Origin of the sequence: Pantoea sp. Lij88 (genome assembly GCF_030062155.1) — a bacterium.
Classification (GTDB): domain Bacteria; phylum Pseudomonadota; class Gammaproteobacteria; order Enterobacterales; family Enterobacteriaceae; genus Pantoea.
This window is the reverse complement of sequence record NZ_CP118269.1, coordinates 1,258,177-1,280,914: the sequence shown is the minus strand read 5'-3', so window position 1 is coordinate 1,280,914 and position 22,738 is coordinate 1,258,177. Positions and strand designations below refer to the sequence as shown.

The 22,738-nt window shown below is 57.5% G+C and carries 22 protein-coding genes; 4 read left to right on the top strand and 18 right to left on the bottom strand.

Features of this window, described 5'->3' with window-relative positions; genetic code table 11:
- Positions 1–13: 13 nt before the first annotated feature.
- Positions 14–1,483: a xylulokinase gene (gene xylB, locus PU624_RS09875; RefSeq protein WP_283547474.1), complete on the bottom strand. Its 1,470-nt coding sequence runs from the start codon at positions 1,481–1,483 to the stop codon at positions 14–16.
- Positions 1,484–1,485: 2 nt separating this feature from the next.
- On the bottom strand, positions 1,486–2,874 hold the full coding sequence (gene dalD, locus PU624_RS09870) for a D-arabinitol 4-dehydrogenase (protein WP_283547473.1): 1,389 nt from the start codon (positions 2,872–2,874) through the stop codon (positions 1,486–1,488).
- 195 nt (positions 2,875–3,069) lie between these two features.
- Between dalD and PU624_RS09865 the strand changes: the two genes are divergently transcribed.
- Positions 3,070–4,017, top strand: coding sequence for a sugar-binding transcriptional regulator (locus tag PU624_RS09865; RefSeq protein WP_283547472.1), 948 nt, complete (start codon positions 3,070–3,072; stop codon positions 4,015–4,017).
- 135 nt (positions 4,018–4,152) lie between these two features.
- On the opposite strand, the gene hisP is transcribed toward PU624_RS09865, so the two are convergent.
- The 15 genes from hisP to PU624_RS09790 all read right to left on the bottom strand — a co-directional run bounded on the left by hisP (position 4,153) and on the right by PU624_RS09790 (position 18,515).
- A complete protein-coding gene (gene hisP / locus PU624_RS09860; RefSeq protein WP_283547471.1) occupies positions 4,153–4,926 on the bottom strand; it encodes a histidine ABC transporter ATP-binding protein HisP in 774 nt (257 codons plus the stop codon).
- Positions 4,927–4,934: 8 nt separating this feature from the next.
- On the bottom strand, positions 4,935–5,651 hold the full coding sequence (locus PU624_RS09855; protein ID WP_090959168.1) for an ABC transporter permease: 717 nt from the start codon (positions 5,649–5,651) through the stop codon (positions 4,935–4,937).
- On the bottom strand, positions 5,644–6,333 hold the full coding sequence (locus PU624_RS09850) for a histidine ABC transporter permease HisQ (RefSeq protein WP_010258006.1): 690 nt from the start codon (positions 6,331–6,333) through the stop codon (positions 5,644–5,646). The genes PU624_RS09855 and PU624_RS09850 overlap by 8 nt, the downstream gene beginning before the upstream one ends.
- Positions 6,334–6,514: 181 nt before the next feature.
- Complete coding sequence (argT, locus tag PU624_RS09845) at positions 6,515–7,297, bottom strand: lysine/arginine/ornithine ABC transporter substrate-binding protein ArgT (protein WP_283547470.1); 783 nt, start codon at positions 7,295–7,297, stop codon at positions 6,515–6,517.
- Positions 7,298–7,556: 259 nt separating this feature from the next.
- Entirely contained in the window at positions 7,557–8,126 is a 570-nt protein-coding gene (locus tag PU624_RS09840; protein WP_283547469.1) for a UbiX family flavin prenyltransferase, read from the bottom strand.
- Positions 8,127–8,238: 112 nt separating this feature from the next.
- The gene (purF, locus tag PU624_RS09835) at positions 8,239–9,756 is read right to left on the bottom strand and encodes an amidophosphoribosyltransferase (protein ID WP_013358590.1); all 1,518 of its coding nucleotides are present in this window, start codon (positions 9,754–9,756) and stop codon (positions 8,239–8,241) included.
- A 37-nt stretch (positions 9,757–9,793) separates the two neighbouring features.
- Positions 9,794–10,279, bottom strand: a complete 486-nt coding sequence (cvpA, locus tag PU624_RS09830; protein ID WP_003854265.1) for a colicin V production protein — start codon at positions 10,277–10,279, stop codon at positions 9,794–9,796.
- Positions 10,280–10,544: 265 nt separating this feature from the next.
- Entirely contained in the window at positions 10,545–11,327 is a 783-nt protein-coding gene (gene dedD, locus PU624_RS09825; RefSeq protein WP_283547468.1) for a cell division protein DedD, read from the bottom strand.
- Positions 11,320–12,585, bottom strand: a complete 1,266-nt coding sequence (gene folC, locus PU624_RS09820; RefSeq protein WP_283547467.1) for a bifunctional tetrahydrofolate synthase/dihydrofolate synthase — start codon at positions 12,583–12,585, stop codon at positions 11,320–11,322. The genes dedD and folC overlap by 8 nt, the downstream gene beginning before the upstream one ends.
- Before the next feature lie 94 nt (positions 12,586–12,679).
- Positions 12,680–13,594 carry an acetyl-CoA carboxylase, carboxyltransferase subunit beta gene (accD, locus tag PU624_RS09815; protein WP_266308066.1) on the bottom strand — a complete coding sequence of 305 codons (915 nt, stop codon included), beginning with the start codon at positions 13,592–13,594 and terminating at the stop codon, positions 12,680–12,682.
- Between the two features lie 144 nt (positions 13,595–13,738).
- Positions 13,739–14,401: a DedA family protein gene (locus PU624_RS09810; RefSeq protein WP_090959147.1), complete on the bottom strand. Its 663-nt coding sequence runs from the start codon at positions 14,399–14,401 to the stop codon at positions 13,739–13,741.
- 29 nt (positions 14,402–14,430) lie between these two features.
- Entirely contained in the window at positions 14,431–15,234 is an 804-nt protein-coding gene (truA, locus tag PU624_RS09805; RefSeq protein ID WP_008926481.1) for a tRNA pseudouridine(38-40) synthase TruA, read from the bottom strand.
- Between the two features lie 2 nt (positions 15,235–15,236).
- Entirely contained in the window at positions 15,237–16,244 is a 1,008-nt protein-coding gene (locus tag PU624_RS09800) for an aspartate-semialdehyde dehydrogenase (protein WP_283547466.1), read from the bottom strand.
- A 302-nt stretch (positions 16,245–16,546) separates the two neighbouring features.
- Entirely contained in the window at positions 16,547–17,680 is a 1,134-nt protein-coding gene (gene pdxB, locus PU624_RS09795) for a 4-phosphoerythronate dehydrogenase PdxB (RefSeq protein ID WP_283547465.1), read from the bottom strand.
- A gap of 55 nt (positions 17,681–17,735) precedes the next feature.
- Positions 17,736–18,515: an AraC family transcriptional regulator gene (locus PU624_RS09790; protein WP_283547464.1), complete on the bottom strand. Its 780-nt coding sequence runs from the start codon at positions 18,513–18,515 to the stop codon at positions 17,736–17,738.
- A gap of 108 nt (positions 18,516–18,623) precedes the next feature.
- Here PU624_RS09790 and PU624_RS09785 point away from each other — a divergent pair, with 108 nt between their 5' ends.
- Both PU624_RS09785 and flk read left to right on the top strand, forming a co-directional pair.
- Positions 18,624–19,523, top strand: a complete 900-nt coding sequence (locus tag PU624_RS09785) for a DMT family transporter (RefSeq protein ID WP_283547463.1) — start codon at positions 18,624–18,626, stop codon at positions 19,521–19,523.
- A gap of 169 nt (positions 19,524–19,692) precedes the next feature.
- A complete protein-coding gene (gene flk / locus PU624_RS09780) occupies positions 19,693–20,739 on the top strand; it encodes a flagella biosynthesis regulator Flk (protein ID WP_283547462.1) in 1,047 nt (348 codons plus the stop codon).
- Between the two features lies 1 nt (position 20,740).
- Here flk and PU624_RS09775 read toward each other — a convergent pair whose 3' ends face one another.
- On the bottom strand, positions 20,741–21,184 hold the full coding sequence (locus tag PU624_RS09775; RefSeq protein WP_283547461.1) for a rhodanese-like domain-containing protein: 444 nt from the start codon (positions 21,182–21,184) through the stop codon (positions 20,741–20,743).
- A gap of 87 nt (positions 21,185–21,271) precedes the next feature.
- Between PU624_RS09775 and pdxR the strand changes: the two genes are divergently transcribed.
- Positions 21,272–22,696 (top strand): MocR-like pyridoxine biosynthesis transcription factor PdxR, encoded by a 1,425-nt coding sequence (gene pdxR, locus PU624_RS09770; protein WP_283547460.1) that lies wholly within the window; start codon positions 21,272–21,274, stop codon positions 22,694–22,696.
- Positions 22,697–22,738 lie beyond the last annotated feature (42 nt).

Sequence of the window (22,738 nt, the reverse complement as noted above, 5' to 3'; positions counted from 1 at the left end):
GTCTGGTTAGTCGTTATGCAGGCAGCAAGCTGCGCACCTGTTGTTGCTGGATATAGAGTTCCCGGAACAGACGGTGCCGCTTTTGCAGCACGGCACCACGCGTCTCATCCGGCAGGTAACGCGCCTGCACAGCCGGCTTGAGACACACCTCATGCTCAAGGCCGCCATCAGCCAGCCACGCTAATCGTGCAGCGCCCAGCGCGCCAGATGCGCTGGCCGGATGGGTAACGATGGGCAGTTGCAGCACGTCGGCAATCAGCTGAGCCCACAGCGTGCTACGCGCACCGCCCCCGGTCAGGCTGCACTGCTGAATGTGATGCCGGACATCGCCGAGCGCCTTCAATCCATCCGCCAGCCCAAATGCCACGCCTTCAACCACCGCATAGCCCAACAGGGCGCGCGGTGTTTCATGGCGTAAATGGAAGAAAGAACCGGAGGCATCAGGATCGTTATGGGGCGTGCGTTCACCTGACAGATAAGGCAGGAAGACCGGGGCGCTTCGCATTTGCTCATCACTGATCTGTACCATCTCCTCCATCAGCTGGCTTTCACTGACCGACAGCAGATTGCACAGCCAGCGCAGACAACTGGCGGCGCTGAGCATCACACTCATCTGGTGCCAGCGGCCCGGTAACGCATGGCAAAAGGCGTGTACCCCGGATTGAGGGTCAGCCTGTAAGCGGTCGTTTACGACAAAGATCACGCCGGACGTCCCCAGTGAGATAAACGCATCACCGGGATTCACCGCGCCCACACCCACTGCCGATGCGGCATTGTCACCACCGCCGCCCGCGACAGTGACCGCAGCAGACAAGCCCCACTCGCTCGCCAGTGACGGCTGCAGGCGTCCACTTATTGCACTGCCTTCTACCAGTTCAGGCATCTGGCTTCGCGTCAGTCCGGTGATGGCCAGCAGTTCATCCGACCAGTCACGCCGGGACACATCGAGCCACAGCGTTCCGGCAGCATCCGAAGGCTCACTGACAAAGTGTCCGGTAAGACGCCAGCGCAGATAATCTTTCGGCAACAGGACCTTATCGATACGGCTAAAGATTTCTGGCTCCTGTTCCGCTATCCAGTGCAGTTTCGGTAACGTGAAGCCGGGCATAATCATATTGCCGCTGATTGCCATTATCCGGGGATCGCTCTTCTTCAGCCTTTCACACTGCGGGGCACTGCGCGTGTCATTCCAGAGAATACAGGGACGCAGCACCTTGCCCCCGGCATCCAGCAACACGGCCCCATGCATCTGTCCCGATAACCCGATTGCGCGAATTGCGGCCCATGCCAGAGGAAACTGATGACGCAATCCTGCCAGAACCTCACTGCAGGCTTGCCACCAGCATTCAGGATCCTGTTCAGCCCAGTGGGGATGGGGACGCTGCACGCTCAGCGTGGCGTGCTGAGACGCAACAATCTCACCGTGCCTGTCAATGATCAGCGCTTTAAGCTCTGAGGTGCCGATATCAATACCGAGATACATGATTACACCGCCGCCAGTTCAGGCAGTTTCAGCCACTGCAGCAAACCTGCAACACGGCGGGTCACCAGTTCATGAAACGCCTTATCAGACGCCAGTTCAGCAAACAGCGCGTTATCACTCAGGAACGCATGGAGCGGATCGGCGCTGGCGAACTGCTCACGGAGCGTATCGGCCTGAAGCGCACCGTCCTGATAGCAATAGGGTAAATCGTCACTGGCCCATCGCTGCATAAACAGGAAGAACAGAGCCGGAATGACCGCCGTTGCGGTGGGCTGCGCACCGCGCTGGTAGCACTGTTGCAGGGTTGGCGTCACCATACCGGGAATTTTGGACAAACCATCGGCACCGACGCGCTGATTGGTGTCTTTAATGTAAGGGTTACTGAAGCGGGCCAGCACGACGTCTCGATAATCCGCTAAATCAAGCGGGCTGGGCGACAGAGAGGGAATAACATCCTGGGTCACGTAGTCGTAAGCCAGTTGATAAATCGCCGGATGGCGGGTGCTCTCATCGATATAGTTCAGACCAATCAGTGTACCCGCCCAGGCAATCGCAGCATGTGTCGCGTTAAGGATGCGAATTTTCGCCTCTTCCCACGGCAGTACCGATTCCACCAGTTCAGCACCCACCTTTTCCAGCGCCGGGCGCCCGGCAATAAAATCATCCTCAATGACCCATTGAATAAAAGATTCGGCCATCACTGCTGCGCCATCCTGTTTGCCGGTCGCCGCCAGCACGCGTTCTGCCACTTCCGGCACAGGACGCGGTGTAATGCGATCGACCATGGTATTGGGTGAGCGGGTTTGTGTACGCACCCAGTCGGCCAGTCCGGTATCGCCTTTGGCCATAAGAAACGCCAGGAAGGCGTCACGAAAACGTTCGCCATTGTGGCGCAGATTGTCGCAGTTCAGCAGCGTAACAGGCGCACCGCCTTGCTTAACTCGCTGTGTCAGAATATGGCTGAGTGCGCCGTAGAGGGTGCGGATATCGCCATCCAGATCGGCCTTCACTTCTGCATGAGTAAGATCCAGTGTAAACGCGGGGGTCAGGTAGTAACCCGCTTCGGTCACGGTAAAGCTAATCACACGTGTTTCCGCACGGGCTCCCTGCTCAATCAACGCACGGATATCACTGTCCCAGGGCAAAATTTTGCGCAGCGAGGTGATGGTTTCGTAGTCACGCTCACCTTCAGGCGTTACGGTTTCCAGCACATATTCTCCCTGCTGTGCCGCGAGCTGATTAAGCAGTGGCTCCGCGTCATTACGGATATTGCCGAGCGCGATGCTCCAGCTTTCGTCACCCTGCTCACGCAGTTTATGCAGATACCACGCCTGATGTGCCCGATGAAAAGATCCCGCGCCGATGTGCATCCACACTGATTGGTTGTTCATAATCGCCTCTTTTAAACATTTGCCACACTAAAGGGCATTTGCCCGATTGCGTGTAGCATAGTCTCCATTAGGCGGATCCTTCTGCGAGCCGGGTCACAAATAACACTTTTGCTCCTTTTAAGGGCATTTGCTCAGTTAGTGCTTTTCCTGCCGCGCAGCGTTAAGATGTCCCCTCGAATTCGACGGAACAGCGTGATGAGCAAAGAAGAGAAAAAGCAGGAGCTGGCCGCACGTGCCGCATGGATGTATTACGTCGCAGGCGTGACACAGCAGGAGATAGCGCAGGCACTGGGATTGTCACGACAGGTCGCGCAGCGTCTGGTCTCCAGTGCACGCGAAATGGGCATGGTGAATGTAAAAATTGATCATCCCGTCACTCACTGCCTGCAGCTGGCGAGTGAGATACAGGCGAAATTTGGTCTGGATTTGTGTCGCGTTGTGCCATCGGCCAGTCTGAATGATGAGGCTATTCAACAAATGCTGGCAGTAGAAGGCGCGGCGGTGATGGCACAATTTATTCATGAGGAAACGCCACAGGTGTTCGGTATTGGTTCCGGCAAAACCCTGCGCTCAATGATCGATGCGCTTCCCTGGGTTGATCGTCCCCAGCATCATTGCGTTTCCATGATTGGTGCCATCGCGCGGGATGATTCCGGTACACGCTATGACGTACCGTTGAAAATGGCCGAAAAGATGCAGGGCAAGTATTTCTTCATCCCTGCGCCCTTATACGCCGACTCCCCACAGGATAAAGCGATGTGGGTTCAGCATAAGGTGTACCAGCGTGTCATTGATCGCGCCTTACAGGCGGACGTAGCCTTTGTGGGGATTGGAGAAGTGATGCCGGGCTGTCCGTTGAACGCCGAGGGATTTATCACCGATGCGCAGGTCGGGGCGCTAAATGGGCGCGGCGTGGTGGGCGAAATGCTTGGTCACTTTTTCAATCACCAGGGTGAACGGGTGTGGGGCGAAACGGATGAACTGCTGACCAGCGTACGGCTGGAAAGCCAGACTCAGCGCAAAATTATTGGCTTTGCGGGTAGTGAGCGCAAGTATCCAGCCATCCGTGCCGCATTACAGGGCGGCTGGGTATCGGGACTGGTGACCGATGAGGATACGGCGCTGAAGCTACTGCAGAAGTGATATCTCAGACTGGATACTGAGTGCGAGGGCAGAACGCAGGGATGACGCAAACTCTCAAACGCGGTTCGCACTTATTGCGCGCAGGGCACGTTACGCCAGTGCCCTGCTTCCCTCGCCTTAACTGACAGGTAACCCTTACTTCAGCGATCCCTTGAGGAACTGCTGTAAACGCGGGCTTTTCGGGCTGCCGAACACGTCCGCAGGCGGACCCTGCTCTTCGATTTTGCCCTGATGCAGGAAAATCACGTGATTTGAGACGTGACGGGCAAACTCCATCTCGTGGGTCACCACCACCATGGTTTTGCCCTCTTCCGCCAGCTTCTGCATGATGCGCAGCACCTCGCCTACCAGCTCCGGATCCAGCGCCGAGGTCGGTTCATCAAACAGCAACACCTCAGGCTCCATCGCCAGCGCGCGCGCAATCGACACACGCTGCTGCTGACCACCAGAAAGGTGCACCGGATACTTCGCCTGCGCCCGCGCATCAATGCCTACTTTATCGAGATAGCGAATGGCGCGCTCACGCGCTTCCGCTTTGCTCAGCCCCAGCACCTGAATCGGCGCTTCCATCACGTTTTCCAGCACCGTCATGTGGCTCCACAGATTGAAGTGCTGGAACACCATGGTGAGGCTGGTACGCAATGCGCGCAGCTGCTCTTTGTCAGCCACTTTGAGCTGACCATCTTTGTCACGAACCAGCGTAATTTGCTGGTTATTAACCACGATGCTGCCTTCGCTCGGTTTTTCGAGGAAGTTGATGCAGCGTAAAAAGGTACTTTTCCCTGAACCGGACGATCCAATGATACTGATCACATCGCCCGCTTTAGCAGTTAACGAGACCCCTTTCAGCACTTCATGTTCACCGTAACGTTTATGCAATTCGGTGACGCTTAATTTATTGTCAGCCATAGTTCTACTCAATGCGATGAAGAGGGTTTCACGTGGGCCAGCCAGCGACGTTCCGCCAGGCGGAACAGGCTGATCAACACGTAAGAGATAATCAGGTACAACACAGCCGCAAGGCCAAAGGCGGTAAACGGCTGATAGGTCGCCGAGTTAATATCCCGCGCGATTTTCAGCAGATCCGGCACGGTGGCGGTGAAAGCCAGCGCCGTGGAGTGCAGCATCAGAATCACTTCGTTGCTGTAGGCCGGCAGTGCCGTCCGCAGCGCCGAGGGCAGAATAATGCAGCGATAGAGTTTAAAGGTGGAGAAGCCATAGGCCCGCGCCGCCTCAATCTCACCGTGTGGCACCGAGCGAATCGCACCCGCAAAGATTTCCGTGGTGTAGGCACAGGTGTTCAGAGTAAAGGCGAGCAGCGTACAGTTCAGGCCACTGCGGAAAAACGCGTTCAGCAGTTCAGTGCCTTTCACAATTTCCAGCGTATACATGCCGGAATAGAACACCAGCAGTTGCACATAGAGCGGCGTACCGCGAAACACATAGGTAAAGAGCCAGACCGGAAAACTGATAAACCGGTTAGGTGAAACCCGCGCTATCGCCAGCAGGATGGCCAGGCAGCCGCCAACGGTCACCGAGAGGATCAGCAGCCACAGGGTGATCGCCACACCGGTAAAACGGTAACCGTCAGTCCAGAGCAGCGATTTCCAGTATTCCTGAATAATCTCAATCATAACTCGCCCTCTTCACACCGACCGTATAGCGACGGTTCAGCCACCACAGCACGCCGTTCGACAGCGTGGTAAACACCAGATAAATCACACCCGCCACAATGGCGAAGTAGAACGGCTGCCAGGTACTTTTACCGGCCAGCTGCGTCGCCTTTACCACATCTTCCAGCCCCAGCAGCGAGACCAGTGCGGTGGCTTTCAGGATCACCTGCCAGTTGTTGCCGATACCCGGCAGCGCATAGCGCATCATGGCCGGAAACAGTATGCGGCGGAACACCTGCGCGCCGGTAAAACCAAACGCGGTGGCCGCTTCAATTTGCCCCTGCGGTACGGCCATAAAGGCCCCGCGGAAGGTTTCAGTGAAGTAGGCACCATAGATAAAGCCGAGCGTAATGATACCGGCCACCATCGGATCGATATCAAACTGAGCCATGCCCAGCGCATCGGTGATCTGGTTGAGGACAATCTGCAGACCGTAGAAGATCAGCAGCATCAGTACGAGGTCAGGCACGCCACGGATCAGCGTGGTGTAGCCTTCAAAAATCATCGCCAGTGGCCGGCTGCGCGACAGTTTCGCGCCTGCGCCAATCAGGCCCAGCAGCACTGCCAGCACGACGGAGGTGAGAGCCAGCTCCAGCGTCACCAGCGTGCCCCGAAGAATTACATCAGAATAGCCATACAGCATCGAGAGGGTCCTGTCGTGGGGTGGAAACGAATCGCTGCCCGTCAGCAATCGACGGGCAGTTTAGCTTTACCTCTCCGTTGCAGATGCCATCCGTCATCAGCGGAACGGCGCCGGTTTCTGCATCAGGCAGAACCGGCTCAGTCCCGGCAACACGGACACAGAGGGTAAAGCGACAGGATGGTTAGTCGCCGTACACATTGAAATCGAAGTATTTCTTCGCAATCTTGTCGTAGGTGCCATCTTTACGCATGTCAGTGAAGGCTTTGTCGATGGCCGCTTTCAGTTCGCTGTCATCTTTACGCAGTCCCATACCGGTGCCGACGCCAAAGATCTTGTCATCTTTCACGGCCGGACCCGCGAAGGCGTAGTTTTTACCGACTGGCTGTTTCAGGAAACCTTCGCTGGCCTGGACTTCATCCTGGAAGGCTGCATCGATGCGACCCGCATTCAGATCCTGATAAACCAGATCCTGGTTAGCATAAGGGGTGACGTTAACCCCTTTTGGCCGCCAGTTCTGATTGGCATAGGTTTCCTGCGTGGTGCCCTGCAGCAGGCCGATATTTTTGCCTTTCAGCGACTCGATGGTCGGCTGAATTTTCGATCCCTTCGGTGCCACTAAACGCGCGTTAGCGGCGTAGAGTTTTTCCGAGAAGGCGATCTCTTCCTGACGTTTTGCTGTGATGGAAAGTGAGGAGATGATGGCATCAATTTTCTTCGCTTTCAGCGAGGGGATCAGCGCATCGAAGTCGCTTTCAACATAGGTACACTGGGTATGAATACGTTTACAGATTTCGTTAGCGAGGTCGATATCGAAGCCCACTAACTTGCCTTGCGCGTCTTTCGACTCAAACGGTGGGTAAGTTGGATCTGTGCCGATGCGGATTGAACCCGGCACTGCCGCGAAGACGCTGGCAGCACTGGATAAGCCCAGCATCAGGGAAAGAGCCAGAACACGCTTTTTCATAGATTACCCTCAAGTGAAGTGCTTTTTGTTATGTGGTTCGTGATGTGTTTGCGCAAAGTAATTTGCATGTTTCATGCCAGATCTGCAAGTTATCCACGCAGTTAGCGTGATGTCAGACAGGCGAAAACGCTGTGTTTGTGAGGGGAATATAGCAGTGTGGTGAAAGAGAAAAAGCGACGTTGTTAACTTTTGGTGCATCAAATGCACGAAGAGTGATCCGAGGCGCGCTTATGCACTAAATAAGTGCGCCAGCGGAACTTTATGCACCCTGCCAGCGCGCGAAAAGATCTTCCGGTAATTCGATATCAAACTGGTCAATAACCCGGTTGACGGTCTGATCGATCAGCTGATCGATCGTTTCAGGCCGGTGATAAAAAGCCGGTACAGGCGGCATGATAATCGCCCCCAGTTCGGCGGCTGTGGTCATCATGCGCAGATGGCCGACATGCAGCGGGGTTTCCCGCACGCACAACACCAGTTTACGCTGCTCTTTTAACACGACATCCGCCGCACGGGTCAGCAATGAGTCACTGTAACTGTGAACGATGCCTGAAAGCGTTTTCATTGAGCAGGGTAAAATCGCCATGCCCAGCGTTTTAAACGAACCCGACGAGATATTAGCTGCAATATCGCGCACGTCATGCACCACATCGGCCAGCGCCTGCACGTCACGCAGCGAATAATCACTCTCCAGACCCAGCGTCTGACGTGCCGCCTGGCTCATGACCAGATGCGTTTCTACTTCTTCCACCTGCTGCAGCACCTGCAGCATGCGCACGCCATAGATCACCCCGCTTGCGCCAGAGATGCCAATGATGAGTCGTTTCATATTCCAACCTTATGTCAGCCAATGCGCCATCATACGCGGCCAGCGGGTTTCTGAAAACAAACAGGGCGGGATTGCTCCCGCCCTGTTTTATGCTGCCCGCCTGTCAGAGGTATCAGCCCTCGTTGTGCAGCTCAAGGTTTTCGACTTCATTCTGGCGCTGAAGCGCTTTGGCATCATCGTTACGCAGCGACTCCAGATACTCCAGATATTGCTGATCGACATCTTTCGTCACGTAAATTCCGTTGAACACCGAACATTCGAACTGGGCAATGTCCGGATTCTCTTCACGCACCGCTTCAATCAGATCGTCCAGGTCCTGGAAAATCAGCGCATCGGCTTTAATCAGCTGGCGAATCTCTTCCACTTCGCGGCCGTGCGCAATCAGTTCCGTGGCGCTCGGCATATCGATGCCGTAGACGTTCGGGAAACGAATTTCCGGTGCCGCGGAGGCCAGATAAACCCGTTTTGCGCCCGCTTCACGTGCCATCTCAATGATCTGCTCTGAAGTGGTGCCGCGAACAATCGAGTCATCCACCAGCAGGACGTTTTTATCACGGAATTCAGCGCGGTTAGCGTTGAGCTTGCGGCGAACCGCGCTGCGACGTAACTGCTGACCAGGCATGATAAAAGTACGGCCAACGTAACGGTTTTTCACGAAGCCCTGACGATAAGGCTTGTCGAGGATACGGGCGATTTCCAGCGCGATATCGGTTGAGGTTTCCGGAATCGGAATCACGACGTCGATATCCAGATCTTCCCACTCGCGGGCAATTTTCTCGCCCAGCTTGGTGCCCATGCGGACACGGGCGCTGTAGACGGAGATTTTGTCCAGGAAAGAGTCAGGACGCGCAAAATAGACATACTCGAACAGGCACGGATTGCTTTTCGGGTTCTCAGCACACTGGCGGGTAGACAGCTGGCCCGCTTCAGTGACATAGACCGCTTCACCCGGTGCGACGTCACGGATGAATTCAAAGCCCAGCGTATCCAGTGCCACGCTCTCGGAGGCGACCATATACTCGGTACGGCCATCCGCGATAACGCGCTTGCCCAGTACCAGCGGACGGATGCCGTTGGGATCACGGAAGGCAACCATGCCGTGACCGATAATCATCGCCACGACGGCGTAAGCACCGCGTACCTGCTGATGCACGGCAGCCACCGCAGCGAAAATGTTGTCGGCTTCCAGCGGATCGTTTTGAAAACGATCAAGCTCCTGCGCAAAGATGTTCAGCAGGATTTCAGAATCTGAGGTGGTGTTAACGTGACGGCGGCCCTTTTCAAACAGGTGCTTACGCAGCACATGGGCGTTGGTCAGGTTACCGTTATGCGCCAGGGTGATGCCGTACGGGGAGTTTACATAGAATGGCTGCGCTTCAGAGGCACTGGAGCTTCCCGCGGTTGGATAACGCGCGTGACCGATCCCCATATTGCCCTGCAGACGCTGCATGTGGCGTGCTTCGAAAACGTCGCTGACCAGGCCGTTTGCCTTTCGCAGGCGAAAACATTTCAGCGCATCGATTGTACAAATGCCTGCGGCATCCTGCCCGCGGTGCTGGAGCACCGTTAACGCGTCATAGATCGACTGGTTGACCGGCATGAAACCGGTGATACCGACAATACCGCACATGTTGTCATTTCCTCATTAAGCCGCACTCCCGGTCACATCACCGGGGTAAAAAACTCGACGTGCTTTTCAGGTAATCAAAAAACCACCTGATGATATAACTGAACTCGGGAATGAGTTGAGACTGTTGCCAGTCCGGACTTTTGGAAAAGCCAGTGAATGTATCAAGGAAGAACAGCAAGGCGGCTACAATCAGCACCCCTCGCAACGCCCCGAAACAGACTCCCAACACCCGGTCGGTTCCCGACAGGCCGGTTTTCTCCACCAGCGTGCCGATAACGTAGTTCACAATGGCCCCCACAATCAGGGTAGCGACAAACAGCACACCGATGGCGATACCGTTACGAACCAGTTCGTCGTCAAAACCTGTAAACCAGACTGCAAGGTAGGCGTAGTAATGACTGGCGACAAAAAACGCGCATCCCCAGGTAACGAGAGATAAGGCTTCCCGGACAAACCCACGGACGAGGCTGACCAGAGCCGAAAAACCAACTACCGCAATAATGACGTAATCAATCCAGATCATGAACTCTTCCAGCGCCAGTGCAATTGCACCCCTGCATCCAGTTCGGGGCGCATTCTAACAGAAAAAGAAAACGTTTGCGTAGCGGTTTTCTTTTTCTGCATCCATAAATGCGGCGATGAAAAAAACCTCAATCGCCCGGTAGATTCTCAGCCGGACAGGCCGTTGAAAATCGTCACTATTTTATCCTGCAACGCGCCGTAAGCGTGCTGCGTGCCGGGCAAAAGACGCTGCCTGTTACTGCTATCGGCAGCGCCAATCGCCGGCTTTAGCGGGCGCTGTACGGTTTCACCACACCGCCCAGTCCTGAGATGCTTTTCAGCTCGCCAACCGCGCTCTGCATTTTGGCTTTCGAGGCATCCGGGCCTACGTAAATGCGGGTGATCTGACCCTGTACCGGCGTTGACGGCACGGTAAAGGCGCGATAGCCCGACAGCCGCAACTGCGCGACAATCTCATTCACTTTGCTGGCGTTTTTCAGCGCACCTAACTGCACCACATAAGCCTGCCCTGCTGGCGCCGTCGTCTCTGCGGCTTTCGGCGCCTCTTCCTGCTTCGGCTGTTCGACCGCTTTAGGCTGTTCAACCGGCTTCGGTTTAGGCTGTTCCACGGCTTTTGGCTTCTGCTGTTCGACCGGTTTCTGCTTAGGCTGTTCAGTGACTTTAGGTTTCTGCTGCTCTGTCACTTTCGGCTTCGTCACCGTCTGTGCAGGTACAGACTGATGAACCGGCGGCGGCGATACAACGACCGGATCGCTCTCTTCGTCCGGCTGAGTCCGACCCTGCTCTGCCGTGGCGTTGGTTTTGCCATTGCCAGTGCTGCTGCTGACCGCATTGCCCGCGCCCTCCGGCGGCTGAGCCGGCAGCGACTGGGTGACCGGCGGCACCATTTCGCTGTCCTGCTGATCGTCAGGTTTCGGCACCAGTGGAATGGCGGCGAACTCCTCTTTGTAATGCTTTTTCTGACCATCCAGCAGCCCTGGCAGCACAATCACGCCAACGGCGACCAGAATAACAGTGCCGACTAAACGGTTCTGAAACTTACTAGCCACGTCCTTTCTCCGTTTCAATCGATTCCATGACCTGTGCAACGGTGTGGAATGAACCACAGACCAGCACAGTGTCCTGCGGCGCTGCCCGCTTGCGCGCTTGCTGCCAGGCGAGCTCTACCGAGGTAAAGGCTTCGCCCTGCGACAGACACTCCAGCAGTTGCTCAGCGCTGGCGCCGCGCGGACCGTCAAGCGGTGCGCAGTACCAGACATCGACCATGGGTGCCAGCGCCGCCAGCGTACCGGGGATATCTTTATCATGCAGCATGCCCACGACCGCATGCACTTTGCCGCGTTTCGGCAGAGCCGCCAGCCGCGATGCCAGCCAGGTCGCCGCATGCGGATTATGGGCGACATCCAGAATCACGCGCGGTGATTCACTGATAGTCTGAAAACGCCCTGGCAGCATCGCCAGCGGCAGGCTGGCGCGAATCTGCGCTTCACTGACCTCAAGCCCTGAAACACGCAGCGCCACCAGCGCGGTCGCCGCGTTAGGCAGCGGCACCTGTGGCAGCGGCAGATCGTTCAGCTCGCCCTGCGCATCACGCAGCGACCAGCTTTCGGCCTGGGCATGCCAGGACCAGTCGCGGTCGCGCTGTAACAGCTGAGCGCCTTTTTCCTGCGCGACCATAGCGATGCTGTGTGGCATATCGGGCTCACCCACTACCGCCGGTTTCCCCGCACGGAATACGCCCGCTTTCTCGCGCCCGATGCTTTCGCGATCCGGGCCCAGCCAGTCGGTGTGATCCAGCGCAATGCTGGTGACCACGGCGACATCGGCATCCACTATGTTGGTGGCATCCAGTCGTCCGCCGAGGCCGACTTCCAGGATCACCACATCCAGCTGCGCCTGGCGGAACAGATTGAGCGCGGAGAGCGTGCCAAATTCAAAATAGGTCAGCGAAATGTCGGCTCGTCCGGCTTCAATCTCCGCAAAGCTGGCGCAGTGCTGCGCTTCACTCAACTCCCCGCCCTGCACCCGAACGCGCTCGGTGTAGCGCACCAGATGCGGCGAGCTGTAGACGCCAACGCGGTAGCCCGCAGCGATCAGCAGCGTTTCCAGAGTGCGACAGGTCGTGCCTTTGCCATTTGTACCGGCCACGGTAAAGACAAAGGGAGCGGGTTTCAGCAGGTCGAGACGTTGTGCTACCTGACGAATACGGTCCAGACCCAGTTCGATGGCCTGAGTATGCAGGTGCTCAAGATAATAAAGCCACGTGGCCAAAGGCGACGTGGCTTGAGGAAGGTGAAGATTGTCCATATGTCCCGTTTTGCTTATTTATACCTGGCAGACTGGTGCTGCGGTATACGGTGCATTGGTAAGAGGCGCTGTGGACGCGCCTCTCTATCTCCTGTCAGGCCTCGTTGCTTTCCGATTCAGTCGTCGCAGGAGCGGACTGTTCACCATCATGCAGCGGTGCCGGCAGGTTCATCATTTTTGCCAGCAGGCTTGCCAGTTTGTAGCGCATTTCCGGACGGCGAATGATCATATCGATCGCACCCTTCTCAATCAGGAACTCACTGCGCTGGAAGCCCGGCGGCAGTTTTTCACGCACGGTCTGCTCGATCACGCGTGGACCAGCAAAGCCGATCAGCGCTTTAGGTTCCGCAATGTTGAGGTCACCCAGCATCGCAAAACTGGCCGAAACACCACCCATGGTCGGGTCAGTCAGCACGGAGATATACGGAAGACCGCGCTCGCGCATTTTGGCCAGAGCCGCACTGGTTTTCGCCATCTGCATCAGCGACTGCAGCGCTTCCTGCATACGGGCACCACCACTGGCGGAGAAGCAGATCAGCGGGCAGTTATCTTCTAACGCCTGCTCAACCGCACGCACAAAGCGCGCACCGACTACAGAACCCATTGAACCGCCCATGAAGGCAAATTCAAAGGCTGCCGCCACAACCGGCATGCCGTGCAGCTGACCTTTCATGACGACCAGCGCATCTTTCTCGCCGGTGTCTTTCTGGGCCGCTACCAGACGGTCTTTATACTTCTTGGAGTCACGGAACTTGAGCAGATCTTTTGGTTCAAGTTCACTGCCCAGCTCAACCATCGTGCCCTGATCGAGGACACTGTTGAGACGCTCACGTGCGTGCATACGCATGTGATGGTCACACTTCGGGCAGACCTCAAGGTTACGCTCCAGCTCGGCGCGGTAAAGAACCTGGCCACAACTGTCACACTTGGTCCAGACCCCTTCCGGGATACTGGCTTTGCGCACAGGCGTTCCGGTGCTTTTATTAAGAATGCGTTCAATCCAGCTCATTGATGACCTTTCTGTTTAAAACTGACCTGGTCCAGTCGTCTTGATACTGCTGAAAACCGCTTCAGCAGACGGTAAATGTCGCTCATTAAACCACAACCTGTTCAGACTGTGGATAAAAATCTGGTCTTATCCCTGAGCGAAGTCTTACGGCAGCTTCTGCTGCTTAGCCTGGCGGCGATGACGCCAGACTTCAATCACACCCGGCAGAATCGAGACCAGGATAATGCCCACAATCAGTAGCTTCAGGTTTTCCTGCACCACCGGCAGATCGCCGAACAGGTAGCCGGCATAGGAGAACAGCAGCACCCATAACAGCGCCCCCGTCACGTTGAACAGCGCGAAGTGGCGATAGGACATATGGCCCATACCGGCAACAAACGGCGCGAACGTACGGACGATCGGCACAAAGCGCGCCAGGATAATGGTTTTTCCGCCGTGACGGGCATAAAACGCATGGGTTTTATCCAGATGGCTGCGACGGAAAATTTTCGAGTTCGGGTTACTGAACAACCGTTCGCCAAACAGGCGACCAATGGTGTAGTTCACCGCGTCACCCAGAACGGCCGCGACCACTAACAATGCCGCCATAATGTGCACATTGAGATCGTTACCCGGCAGCGCGGCCAGTGCGCCCGCCACAAACAGCAGCGAATCACCCGGCAGGAACGGCGTCACCACCAGTCCGGTTTCGCAGAACAAAATCAGGAACAAAATAGCGTAAATCCAGATACCGTACTGTGCAACCAGTTCGGCAAGATGCACATCAATGTGCAGAATGAAATCAACCAGAAAATGGAGAAACTCCATAGCGCGCCCTTTTAAGTCCTGAAAGTGAATTAATCCGCGAGGAACAATGGTCCCATCGACGGCTGTGGTAACGCAAAGTGGGATGGGTAATCCACCGCCACCAGATACAACCCCTCTGCCCGGGCTGTGGCTGCGGCTAATGTCCGATCCTTCGCCGCCAGCAGCGTTGCCATCCATGACTCCGGCTTGTTGCCGCAGCCTATCTCCATCAGGCTGCCCACGATATTGCGCACCATGTGATGCACAAAGGCGTTGGCTTTGATATCCACAATCACGTAGGGCCCCTGACGCGTCACGTTGAGGTGAATCACGTTGCGCCACGGGGTACGCGACTGGCACTGCACCGCGCGGAATGAGGTGAAATCATTCTCGCCTAACAAACATTGCCCGGCGCGCTGCATCTTCTCGGCATCCAGTGGATGGTAGAAGTGCGTGACGCCCTGTGCCAGCACCGCCGGGCGCAGACGCTGATTGTAGATCAGGTAGCGATAACGGCGGGCCGTAGCGCTGAAGCGGGCATGAAATTCATCCGGCACCGCTTTCACCCAGCGCACGGCAATATCCGGCGGCAGGTTAGCATTCACGCCCAGCGTCCAGGCGCCATCAGGTCGCTGCGACGTAGTCTCGAAATGGACCACCTGCCCCGTCCCGTGAACGCCCGCATCGGTACGGCCGGCACAAAAAATGCTGACCGGATGATCGGCAACTTTCGACAGCGCGCGCTCTACCTTCTCCTGCACGCTGCGGACTTCATTCTGACGCTGCCAGCCGTAGTAACGGCTGCCGTCATACTCGATGCCGAGCGCCAGTTTTTGCGTCTGACCATCGGACATGGTTACAGATACTCCTGAACCAGTTTCTCAGCGGTTTTCACCGCCATCAGCGCGCCGCCAAAACGAATGTTGTCTGCCACTGACCAGAACTGCAGCAGCTCCGGGATACCGTAGTCGTTACGCACAGAACCGATGCTCAGTTCGCCGTTGCCTGAAGCATCCGTTACCGGCGTCGGCACTTCATCTTCTTCGCTCAGACGAATATCGGACGCCAGCGCCAGCTCGGCCCGCGCTTCTTCCGCAGAGAGCGGGCGCAGGTTTTCGATATGCACAATCTGCGCATTACCGTAGAACACCGGAGCCTGAACGCTGCTGACCGCAATCGGTAAGCCTTCGTCCTGCAATACCTTACGCACCTGATCAATCAGACGACGTTCGCTTTCCACGCTGCCTTCTGCATCGGGCTGTTGGGGCATCAGGTTAAACGCCAGCTGACGACCAAAATGGTGTTCATCGGCCGGGATACCATTCAGCAGACGGGCACTTTCCCCGGCCAGCGCATCCACCGCCACTTTGCCGTAGCTGGAGACCGAGATCAGGTTAGTAACCTGTAAACGACTCAGACCGGCCGCATCCACCAGCGGTTTTATCGCGGTCAGCAGCTGGCTCACCAGATTGTCCGCCACGCTGATGATGTTGCGATTGCGATAATCAGCCAGCACCTGCGGATTCACATCCGGCACCACCAGCGGCACATCAGGTTCCAGCGCAAACAGCTCGCTGCTGTCGATCACCAGACAACCCGCGTTGGCCGCTTCATCGGCAAAGCGCGCTGAGGCATCACGTCCCGCCACGAAAAAGGCCAGCTGCGCCTGTGACCAGTCGAACGTCTCTGCATTTTCGACCCGCACCGAGCGGCCTTCGTAACGCTTGATTTCGCCCGCGCTGTTTTCGCTGGCCAGCAAATATAATTCACCAACCGGGAACTGGCGTTCCGCCAGCAGTTCCAGTACAGCGTTCCCTACTGCGCCTGTCGCGCCAAGTAGCGCAATATTCCAGCCGTCAGACATGTTGGTTTACTCCAGACAATGACATAAAAACAGAAGGCGGTGATATTCACCGCCCAGGGATTCAGATTTTTCCCCGTCGTCTTTCACGTTGCATCTTTACTGGCTGCGTTCACTCATCCGGATCACTTACCCGAGTAAGCTTATCCGGATTCGTTCTCTTGCCGCCTCAATGCAACCCGAAATCCATGGGGTATCTCCCCCCGGAACCCGCCGTCATGCAGACATGCCAGCAGTGCGCGCCTTCCGTTCACTGACGGATTCAGTGTGGAAACCGCGCCGGGGCGCCTGACCTGCAGCGCCCGTTATTTCGGGGAGGTTGTTGCGTTAAAGCCCAGCTGGTTCAGCATCTCAGCCGTTGTGGCGTCATCACAGTTGACCCGCAGCGACGACCATTCACGGCGCTCCAGATACTGCTTACGCAGGCGATCAAACTCGCCGGGTTTCGCCGCCACTTTACGCAGGGGGGCATCATCGCGGCGCACATCATACACCAGATGCGCCAGGCGTTTCAGCGTTGGCTGATCCAGCGGGCCATTCAGAGTGATTTCACTGAATTCCGGCTCCGGCAGTAAGGTGCTGAGCGGCACCTGCTGCGGCTGACCAATAAAGTCGCACCAGGCTTCAAAGACCTGTGTGGTGCCGCGTGCTTTGCCTTCCAGCGTGTAGCCCGCGATGTGCGGCGTGGCGATGTCGACCTTATCCAGCAGCGCCAGCGAGAGATCCGGCTCCGGCTCCCAGACATCCAGCACCACGCTGAGATCGTGGCGCATTTTCAGCACTTCCAGCAGCGCGCCGTTGTCCACCACCGGGCCGCGGCAGGCGTTGATCAGAATGGTATTGGGCTTCAGCGCCATCAGCAGCGCCGCATCCGCCAGATGCCAGCTTTTATACGGACCCTCTTTAAACAGCGGCGTATGGAACGTCAGAATATCAGCCTGCTCTGTCACGGCTTCCAGCGACAGGAAATCTCCCTCTTCACCCCGATCGGCGCGCGGCGGATCGCACAGCAGGGTTTTGATGCCCCAGGCTTCCAGCCGCTTTTGCAGCCGCCCGCCGACGTTACCGACGCCGACAATGCCGACCGTGCGGTCACGCAGCGCAAAACCATCACGTTCCGCCAGCAGCAGCAGCGCAGAGAAAACATATTCCACCACCGCAATGGCGTTACAGCCGGGTGCGGCAGAGAACGCAATGCCCGCCTGCTGCAGCCAGTTCTCGTCGACATGATCGGTGCCCGCCGTGGCGGTTCCGACAAATTTCACCGGTTTTCCCGCCAGCAGGGCTTCATTCACCTGGGTGACTGAGCGCACCATCAGGCCATCGGCATCGGCGAGTTCAGCCACCGGCAGCGGACGTCCTGGCACGGCGACCACGTCACCGGTGCGGCTGAATAACTCACGGGCATAAGGCATATTTTCATCGACCAGAATTTTCACTGCGGCGTTCCTGTCAGTTGCATAGAGGGGAATGATTCTGGCACAAAGCGACGCGTTAGCCTAACCGCGCGCGGTAGCGATCGGGCGTGGTGCCCGCCTGTTGCTGGAACATCACAATCAACGCCGAGGCGGAGCTGTAGCCCAGTTCATGGGCGATACTCTGCACGCTTTCCCCCTGCTCCAGCAGCACGATGGCGCGCAGAAACCGCAGACGCTGCCGCCACTCACCAAACGTCATATGAAGCTGCTGCTGGCAGCGCCGCGCCAGCGTCCGTTCCGTGGTAAAGACCCGCGCCGCCCAGCCCGCCAGCGTGGTGTTATCGCCCGGATTCGCCTCCAGCGCATGTAACACCGGCGCGAGAAATTTATCCTCCGAGGTGGGCAGATAGCTCTCCTGCAACTGCGCCACCTGCAGGCGATCGCGCAGTACCTCGCACAGCCGCCACTGCGCATCCGTTTCGGGTTGCTCAATCTGCTGCTCAGCGAACTCATCCATGATGGCGTGAGCAATCGGATCGACCAGCAGCAGGCAGGCGCGCCGGGGTAAGCCGGCACATAACGGGGCTGCCAGATTAAAGGAACGGAACTGCGCCTGCCGATGGTTATAGCTGCTGTGAAGCTGACCGGGTGGGATCCAGACCGGAATATCAGCCGGGGTCAACAGGCGTTCGCCTCCGACCTGCATCTCCAGTACATGGCTTTTCACGATGATGAGCTGCCCCCAGTCATGGGTATGCGGCAGATATTCGGTGCGGGCATTGGCCTGCTCGTAGCGCATAAAGTAGCGTAACTGCGGCGCATCAACCGGCGGCTGGTAGGTCACTTTCAGGGTCATTCTGTCCGCTCAACAGCTAATTTTGTCCGATATTAACTATCTGAATAAATCCGGACAAGCGTACACTGCGCCTCATTAATGGCGTGTCGTAGCGTATGGAGAGTCAGCATGTTTTTCCTGTATCCGCTCTTTGCGGTGATGATCTGGTCGATCAATTCCATTGTCAGCAAGCTGTCGGCCAGCGCGATCGATCCGGCGGCGATCTCCTTCTATCGCTGGCTGCTGGCGCTGCTGGTACTGACGCCCTTTGTGCTGCCCGGCGTCTGGCGCGCGCGTCAGACCATCAAACCGCATCTCGGGCGGCTGGCGATCCTTGGGCTGCTCGGCATGGTGCTCTATCAGAGCCTGGCCTATTACGCGGCACACAGCGTCAGCGCCCTGTTTATGGGGATTATCGGCGCTCTCATCCCGCTGCTCACCGTGCTGCTGAGCGTGGTGATCCTGCGGATTGCCCCAACGCTCGGCATCCTGCTCGGCAGTATCATCTCCTTTACCGGTCTGGTGTGGCTGGTCAGTGAGGGCAACGTGATGCAACTGCTGAATCATGGAATGGGCAAAGGGGAACTGATGATGCTGGCGGCCTCCACCTCCTATGCGCTGTATGGCGTCCTGACCAGACGCTGGGCGCTGCCACTGCCGATCTGGCAGAGCCTTTATGTGCAGATTTTATTCGGTGTACTACTGTTACTGCCCGGCTTTTTACTGGCACCGGACGTCGCGCTTAACCGGCACAACCTGCCACTGGTGGCATTTGCCGGGCTGTTCGCCTCCATCATCGCGCCCTTTTTATGGATCCACGGCGTGCAGCGACTCGGAGCGAGCACCACCAGCATCTTTATGAATCTGACACCGTTGTTCACTGCGCTGATCGCCGTGCTGTTTCTGCATGAGCAACTGCACAGTTATCACTGGATCGGCGGCGGTCTGACGCTGGGCGGTGTGATACTGGCGCAGCGACTGCGGACGCCGTTAGCCCGGCGGAAACCGGTCAGTCAGCCACGGTCCTGAAGATCGCCGTCTGCAAGTTTGCCGGTCGCGCATGAGATTAACGACTGAAGCGTAAATCTCCCACCGAAACGCGTGCGCCCCCGTGGGATTTCCCGGGGGCTTTTGCTATCATGTCGCATTCATTTTTCCGGCGCACCTCACGCTGTTCTGTTTTCCCAAGGAATCCGCCATGCAACCTCTCAGCGGCCCCGGTGCGCCGGTCGATCGTTCATCTGTTAATCCGCAAACCGGCGTCACGCGTCAGGGTTCAGTGGCCGGTGAACAGCCTCTCTCTCCTGCGCAGCGCACGACGTTAGAACGCCTGATCGTGCGTATCTCATCGCTCAGCAATCTTAAAGCGCCTGAATTGTGGGCGGGCGTCCGTCATGAAGTGGGCGTTAAGAGTGAAGCGGAGTTGCAGTCGCGTCATTTCCCGGCCGCGGAACAGTATCTGAATAATCGCCTCACGCAGACGCAGAACGGTCATGCCACGCGTCAGCTGATGACTCAGCTCACCGATCTGTTGCCGAAAGGCAATAACCGTCAGGCCGTCAGCGATTTTATCCGTCAGCAGTTTGGTCAGACCGTACTGAGTGCGCTGAGCCAGGACCAGCTGCGTCAGGTGCTGACGATGCTGCAGAACGGGCAGATGACCATTCCCCAGCCGCAGCAGATCCGCGTCAGCGATCGCACGCTGCTGCCTGCCGAACACCATACCCTGAATCAGCAGGTGGTCCGCCTTGCGGCCGCCACCGGCGAATCCACCGGTAAACTGTGGACGGCGGCGCTGAAGCTGGTGAATCTGACCAGCGGTGATCCCATCCCGTCGCGCCACTTCCCGCTGCTGACCCAGTATCTCCAGGTGCGCCAGACGCTGAGTCAGCACAGCGCACCGACGCTGCACTTGCTGGAAGCGTCGCTGAAACAGCCGCTTGATCAGCAGGAGCGGCAGCAGCTGGAGGATTACAGCCAGCAGCGTTTCCAGGCTACACCACAGACGGTACTGACTGCGACGCAGACCCAGGATCTGCTGAACTTCCTGTTCAGCCGTCGTGCCGATCGGGCAGAAAAACTCCTTGAGCAGCCGCTGGCCCCCAGCGAGATCAGACCGCAGCCGATCTGGTCGCCATTCGTGGCGTCACTGCCGCCCGCGATTCAGCCTCTGGCACAGCGTCCCCTGCTGGGCTTCTTTGTCGTACTGGTCGCCATCACTCTTATACTCTGGCTGGTACTCTGAGTTAACAGCCACAGGATGCTTTGGTCGCGGCGACAGGCCATTCGCCCGGTGTATCACCCCAGGTCAGCGGATGACCGTCACGCTTCCAGAAATCCAGCCCGCCAATTAACTCCTTCACCTGAAACCCCAGCGATGCCAGCTTCAGGGCCGCTTTCGTCGATCCGTTACAGCCAATGCCGTCACAATACGTGACATACACTTTGCTGCGGTCAAGCCGGGCCGTCGTGGTGGCATCCATCCCGCGATGCGGAAAGTTTATCGCACCGCAGATATGCCCGGCGCGATAAGCCTCCGGGGCACGCGCATCAATCACCACGATATCCGGGAGCTGCTGCCCCAGATCGTCCGCCAGATCCCAGGCGTCGGTGTAATAAGCGAGTTTTGCCTGCAGATAGGCGAGGCTTTGCGGCGGCGTGGCGGCGGGAATGCGTAAAACGGATGACATAACGATTCTCCTGTTGTGGTAAGTTCGCAGTTTACGGCAAAGTGGACTGCTAACTGATACCCATTCTATGGCCGGGATAAGACCCATATGGCTTCACCGCTGTTACAGCTTTTCCAGCATCAGACCAGTGGCGGCGTGCGTGAGCGGCTCTGCTCTACCCTCCGGCTGGCGATCAACCGGCATCATCTGCACGCCGGTCAGCAGCTACCGTCCAGTCGACAGCTGGCGCAGGATCTGCGCGTGTCACGGGTGACGGTGGAAGCAGCCTATGGCCAGCTGGAGAGTGAAGGTTACCTGCGACGTGAAACCGGTCGCGGTACCTTTGTCGCCATCAGCATCCCCACAGGCTCATCCTCCTTACCGGCCCGGCCTCAGCCCGTCCGGTTTTCGGCGCGGGGCCAGCAGGTGCTGGCAACCGGTGGCTGTCAGGATCCCCCTTTTCCTCACGCGTTCGCCGCCGGTTCACCGGAGTTACGCGCTTTTCCTCATGAAACGTGGCGCCGCCTGACCAGCAGCGTGCAGCGTTCGCTGGGCAGCACTGCCATGGGCTATGGCGATCCCGGTGGCTACCTGCCGTTGCGCAGCGCACTCGCGGATTATCTGGCGCTCTCCAGGGGCGTGGCGTGCCAGCCGGAGCAGGTGATCATTCTGACCAGTTCGCAACAGGCACTGCAGCTACTGGCCATGATGTTCGTCGATCCCGGTGATGAGGTGTGGATGGAAGAGCCGGGCTATCCCGGTGCACGTAATGCCTTTCTGGCCGCAGGTGCAGCGGTTCGCGGGATAGCGGTCGATGCTGAAGGTGCTGTGCCCGCCAGCGGCAGTGCAAAGCTGATGTATCTGACGCCATCGCATCATTATCCTGGCGGCGTCACGCTGAGCCTGCCCCGGCGTCTGGCATGGCTGGAGTGGGCGCAGCGCAATCAGTGCTGGCTGATCGAAGACGATTACGACAGCGAATTTCACTATGACGAGCGTCCGATCCCTGCGCTGCAGGGCCTGGATCGCCATCAGCGGGTCATCACGCTGGGTACCTTCTCGAAGTCGCTGTTTCCCTCTCTTCGTCTGGCCTGGATGGTGGTGCCGCCTTCGCTGGTTACGCCGATAAGCCAGGCACGCAGCGTGCTGGATGGGCACAGCGCGCTGCTGCCGCAGGCCGTTACCGCCGCCTTTTTGCAACAGGGACATTTCGCCAGCCACCTGCGGCTGATGCGTCAGCTCTATCACAGCCGTCGCGATCGGCTGCTTGAGCAGATAGAGCAGCGGCTCTCGCCCTGGCTCACGCCGATAGCCAGCGGCGGCGGATTACAGCTGACGGTAAGATTGCAGAAGGATGAAGCGCGCTTAACCGCGCTGGCGGCACAACAGGGTTTGCTGCTGCCGCGTCTGAGCCCGCTCTATGCCGGGCCAGTGTCGCAGCAAGGCTGGATACTGGGCTTCGCCGCGCTGACCCCTGACGAGATTGTGGCGGGATGCGATAAGTTGTTAAGGCTACTGCAGCGGGAGGCTTAATACCGGGGGTAAACGAGGTCACGCAGAGGGGCTGTAAAAACA

Excerpts from the sequence above, each read along its gene's own strand:
- argT (WP_283547470.1), bottom strand. The coding sequence starts at position 7,297 with ATGAAAAAGCGTGTTCTGGCTCTTTCCCTGATGCTGGGCTTATCCAGT.
- flk (WP_283547462.1), top strand. The coding sequence starts at position 19,693 with ATGCAACCTCTCAGCGGCCCCGGTGCGCCGGTCGATCGTTCATCTGTT.
- PU624_RS09840 (WP_283547469.1), bottom strand. The coding sequence starts at position 8,126 with ATGAAACGACTCATCATTGGCATCTCTGGCGCAAGCGGGGTGATCTAT.
- PU624_RS09810 (WP_090959147.1), bottom strand. The coding sequence starts at position 14,401 with ATGGAGTTTCTCCATTTTCTGGTTGATTTCATTCTGCACATTGATGTG.
- PU624_RS09855 (WP_090959168.1), bottom strand. The coding sequence starts at position 5,651 with ATGATTGAGATTATTCAGGAATACTGGAAATCGCTGCTCTGGACTGAC.
- dalD (WP_283547473.1), bottom strand. The coding sequence starts at position 2,874 with ATGAACAACCAATCAGTGTGGATGCACATCGGCGCGGGATCTTTTCAT.
- hisP (WP_283547471.1), bottom strand. The coding sequence starts at position 4,926 with ATGGCTGACAATAAATTAAGCGTCACCGAATTGCATAAACGTTACGGT.
- PU624_RS09850 (WP_010258006.1), bottom strand. The coding sequence starts at position 6,333 with ATGCTGTATGGCTATTCTGATGTAATTCTTCGGGGCACGCTGGTGACG.
- xylB (WP_283547474.1), bottom strand. The coding sequence starts at position 1,483 with ATGTATCTCGGTATTGATATCGGCACCTCAGAGCTTAAAGCGCTGATC.
- truA (WP_008926481.1), bottom strand. The coding sequence starts at position 15,234 with ATGTCCGATGGTCAGACGCAAAAACTGGCGCTCGGCATCGAGTATGAC.
- cvpA (WP_003854265.1), bottom strand. The coding sequence starts at position 10,279 with ATGATCTGGATTGATTACGTCATTATTGCGGTAGTTGGTTTTTCGGCT.
- purF (WP_013358590.1), bottom strand. The coding sequence starts at position 9,756 with ATGTGCGGTATTGTCGGTATCACCGGTTTCATGCCGGTCAACCAGTCG.
- accD (WP_266308066.1), bottom strand. The coding sequence starts at position 13,594 with ATGAGCTGGATTGAACGCATTCTTAATAAAAGCACCGGAACGCCTGTG.
- pdxR (WP_283547460.1), top strand. The coding sequence starts at position 21,272 with ATGGCTTCACCGCTGTTACAGCTTTTCCAGCATCAGACCAGTGGCGGC.
- PU624_RS09790 (WP_283547464.1), bottom strand. The coding sequence starts at position 18,515 with ATGACCCTGAAAGTGACCTACCAGCCGCCGGTTGATGCGCCGCAGTTA.
- PU624_RS09800 (WP_283547466.1), bottom strand. The coding sequence starts at position 16,244 with ATGTCTGACGGCTGGAATATTGCGCTACTTGGCGCGACAGGCGCAGTA.
- PU624_RS09865 (WP_283547472.1), top strand. The coding sequence starts at position 3,070 with ATGAGCAAAGAAGAGAAAAAGCAGGAGCTGGCCGCACGTGCCGCATGG.
- PU624_RS09785 (WP_283547463.1), top strand. The coding sequence starts at position 18,624 with ATGTTTTTCCTGTATCCGCTCTTTGCGGTGATGATCTGGTCGATCAAT.
- PU624_RS09775 (WP_283547461.1), bottom strand. The coding sequence starts at position 21,184 with ATGTCATCCGTTTTACGCATTCCCGCCGCCACGCCGCCGCAAAGCCTC.
- folC (WP_283547467.1), bottom strand. The coding sequence starts at position 12,585 with ATGGACAATCTTCACCTTCCTCAAGCCACGTCGCCTTTGGCCACGTGG.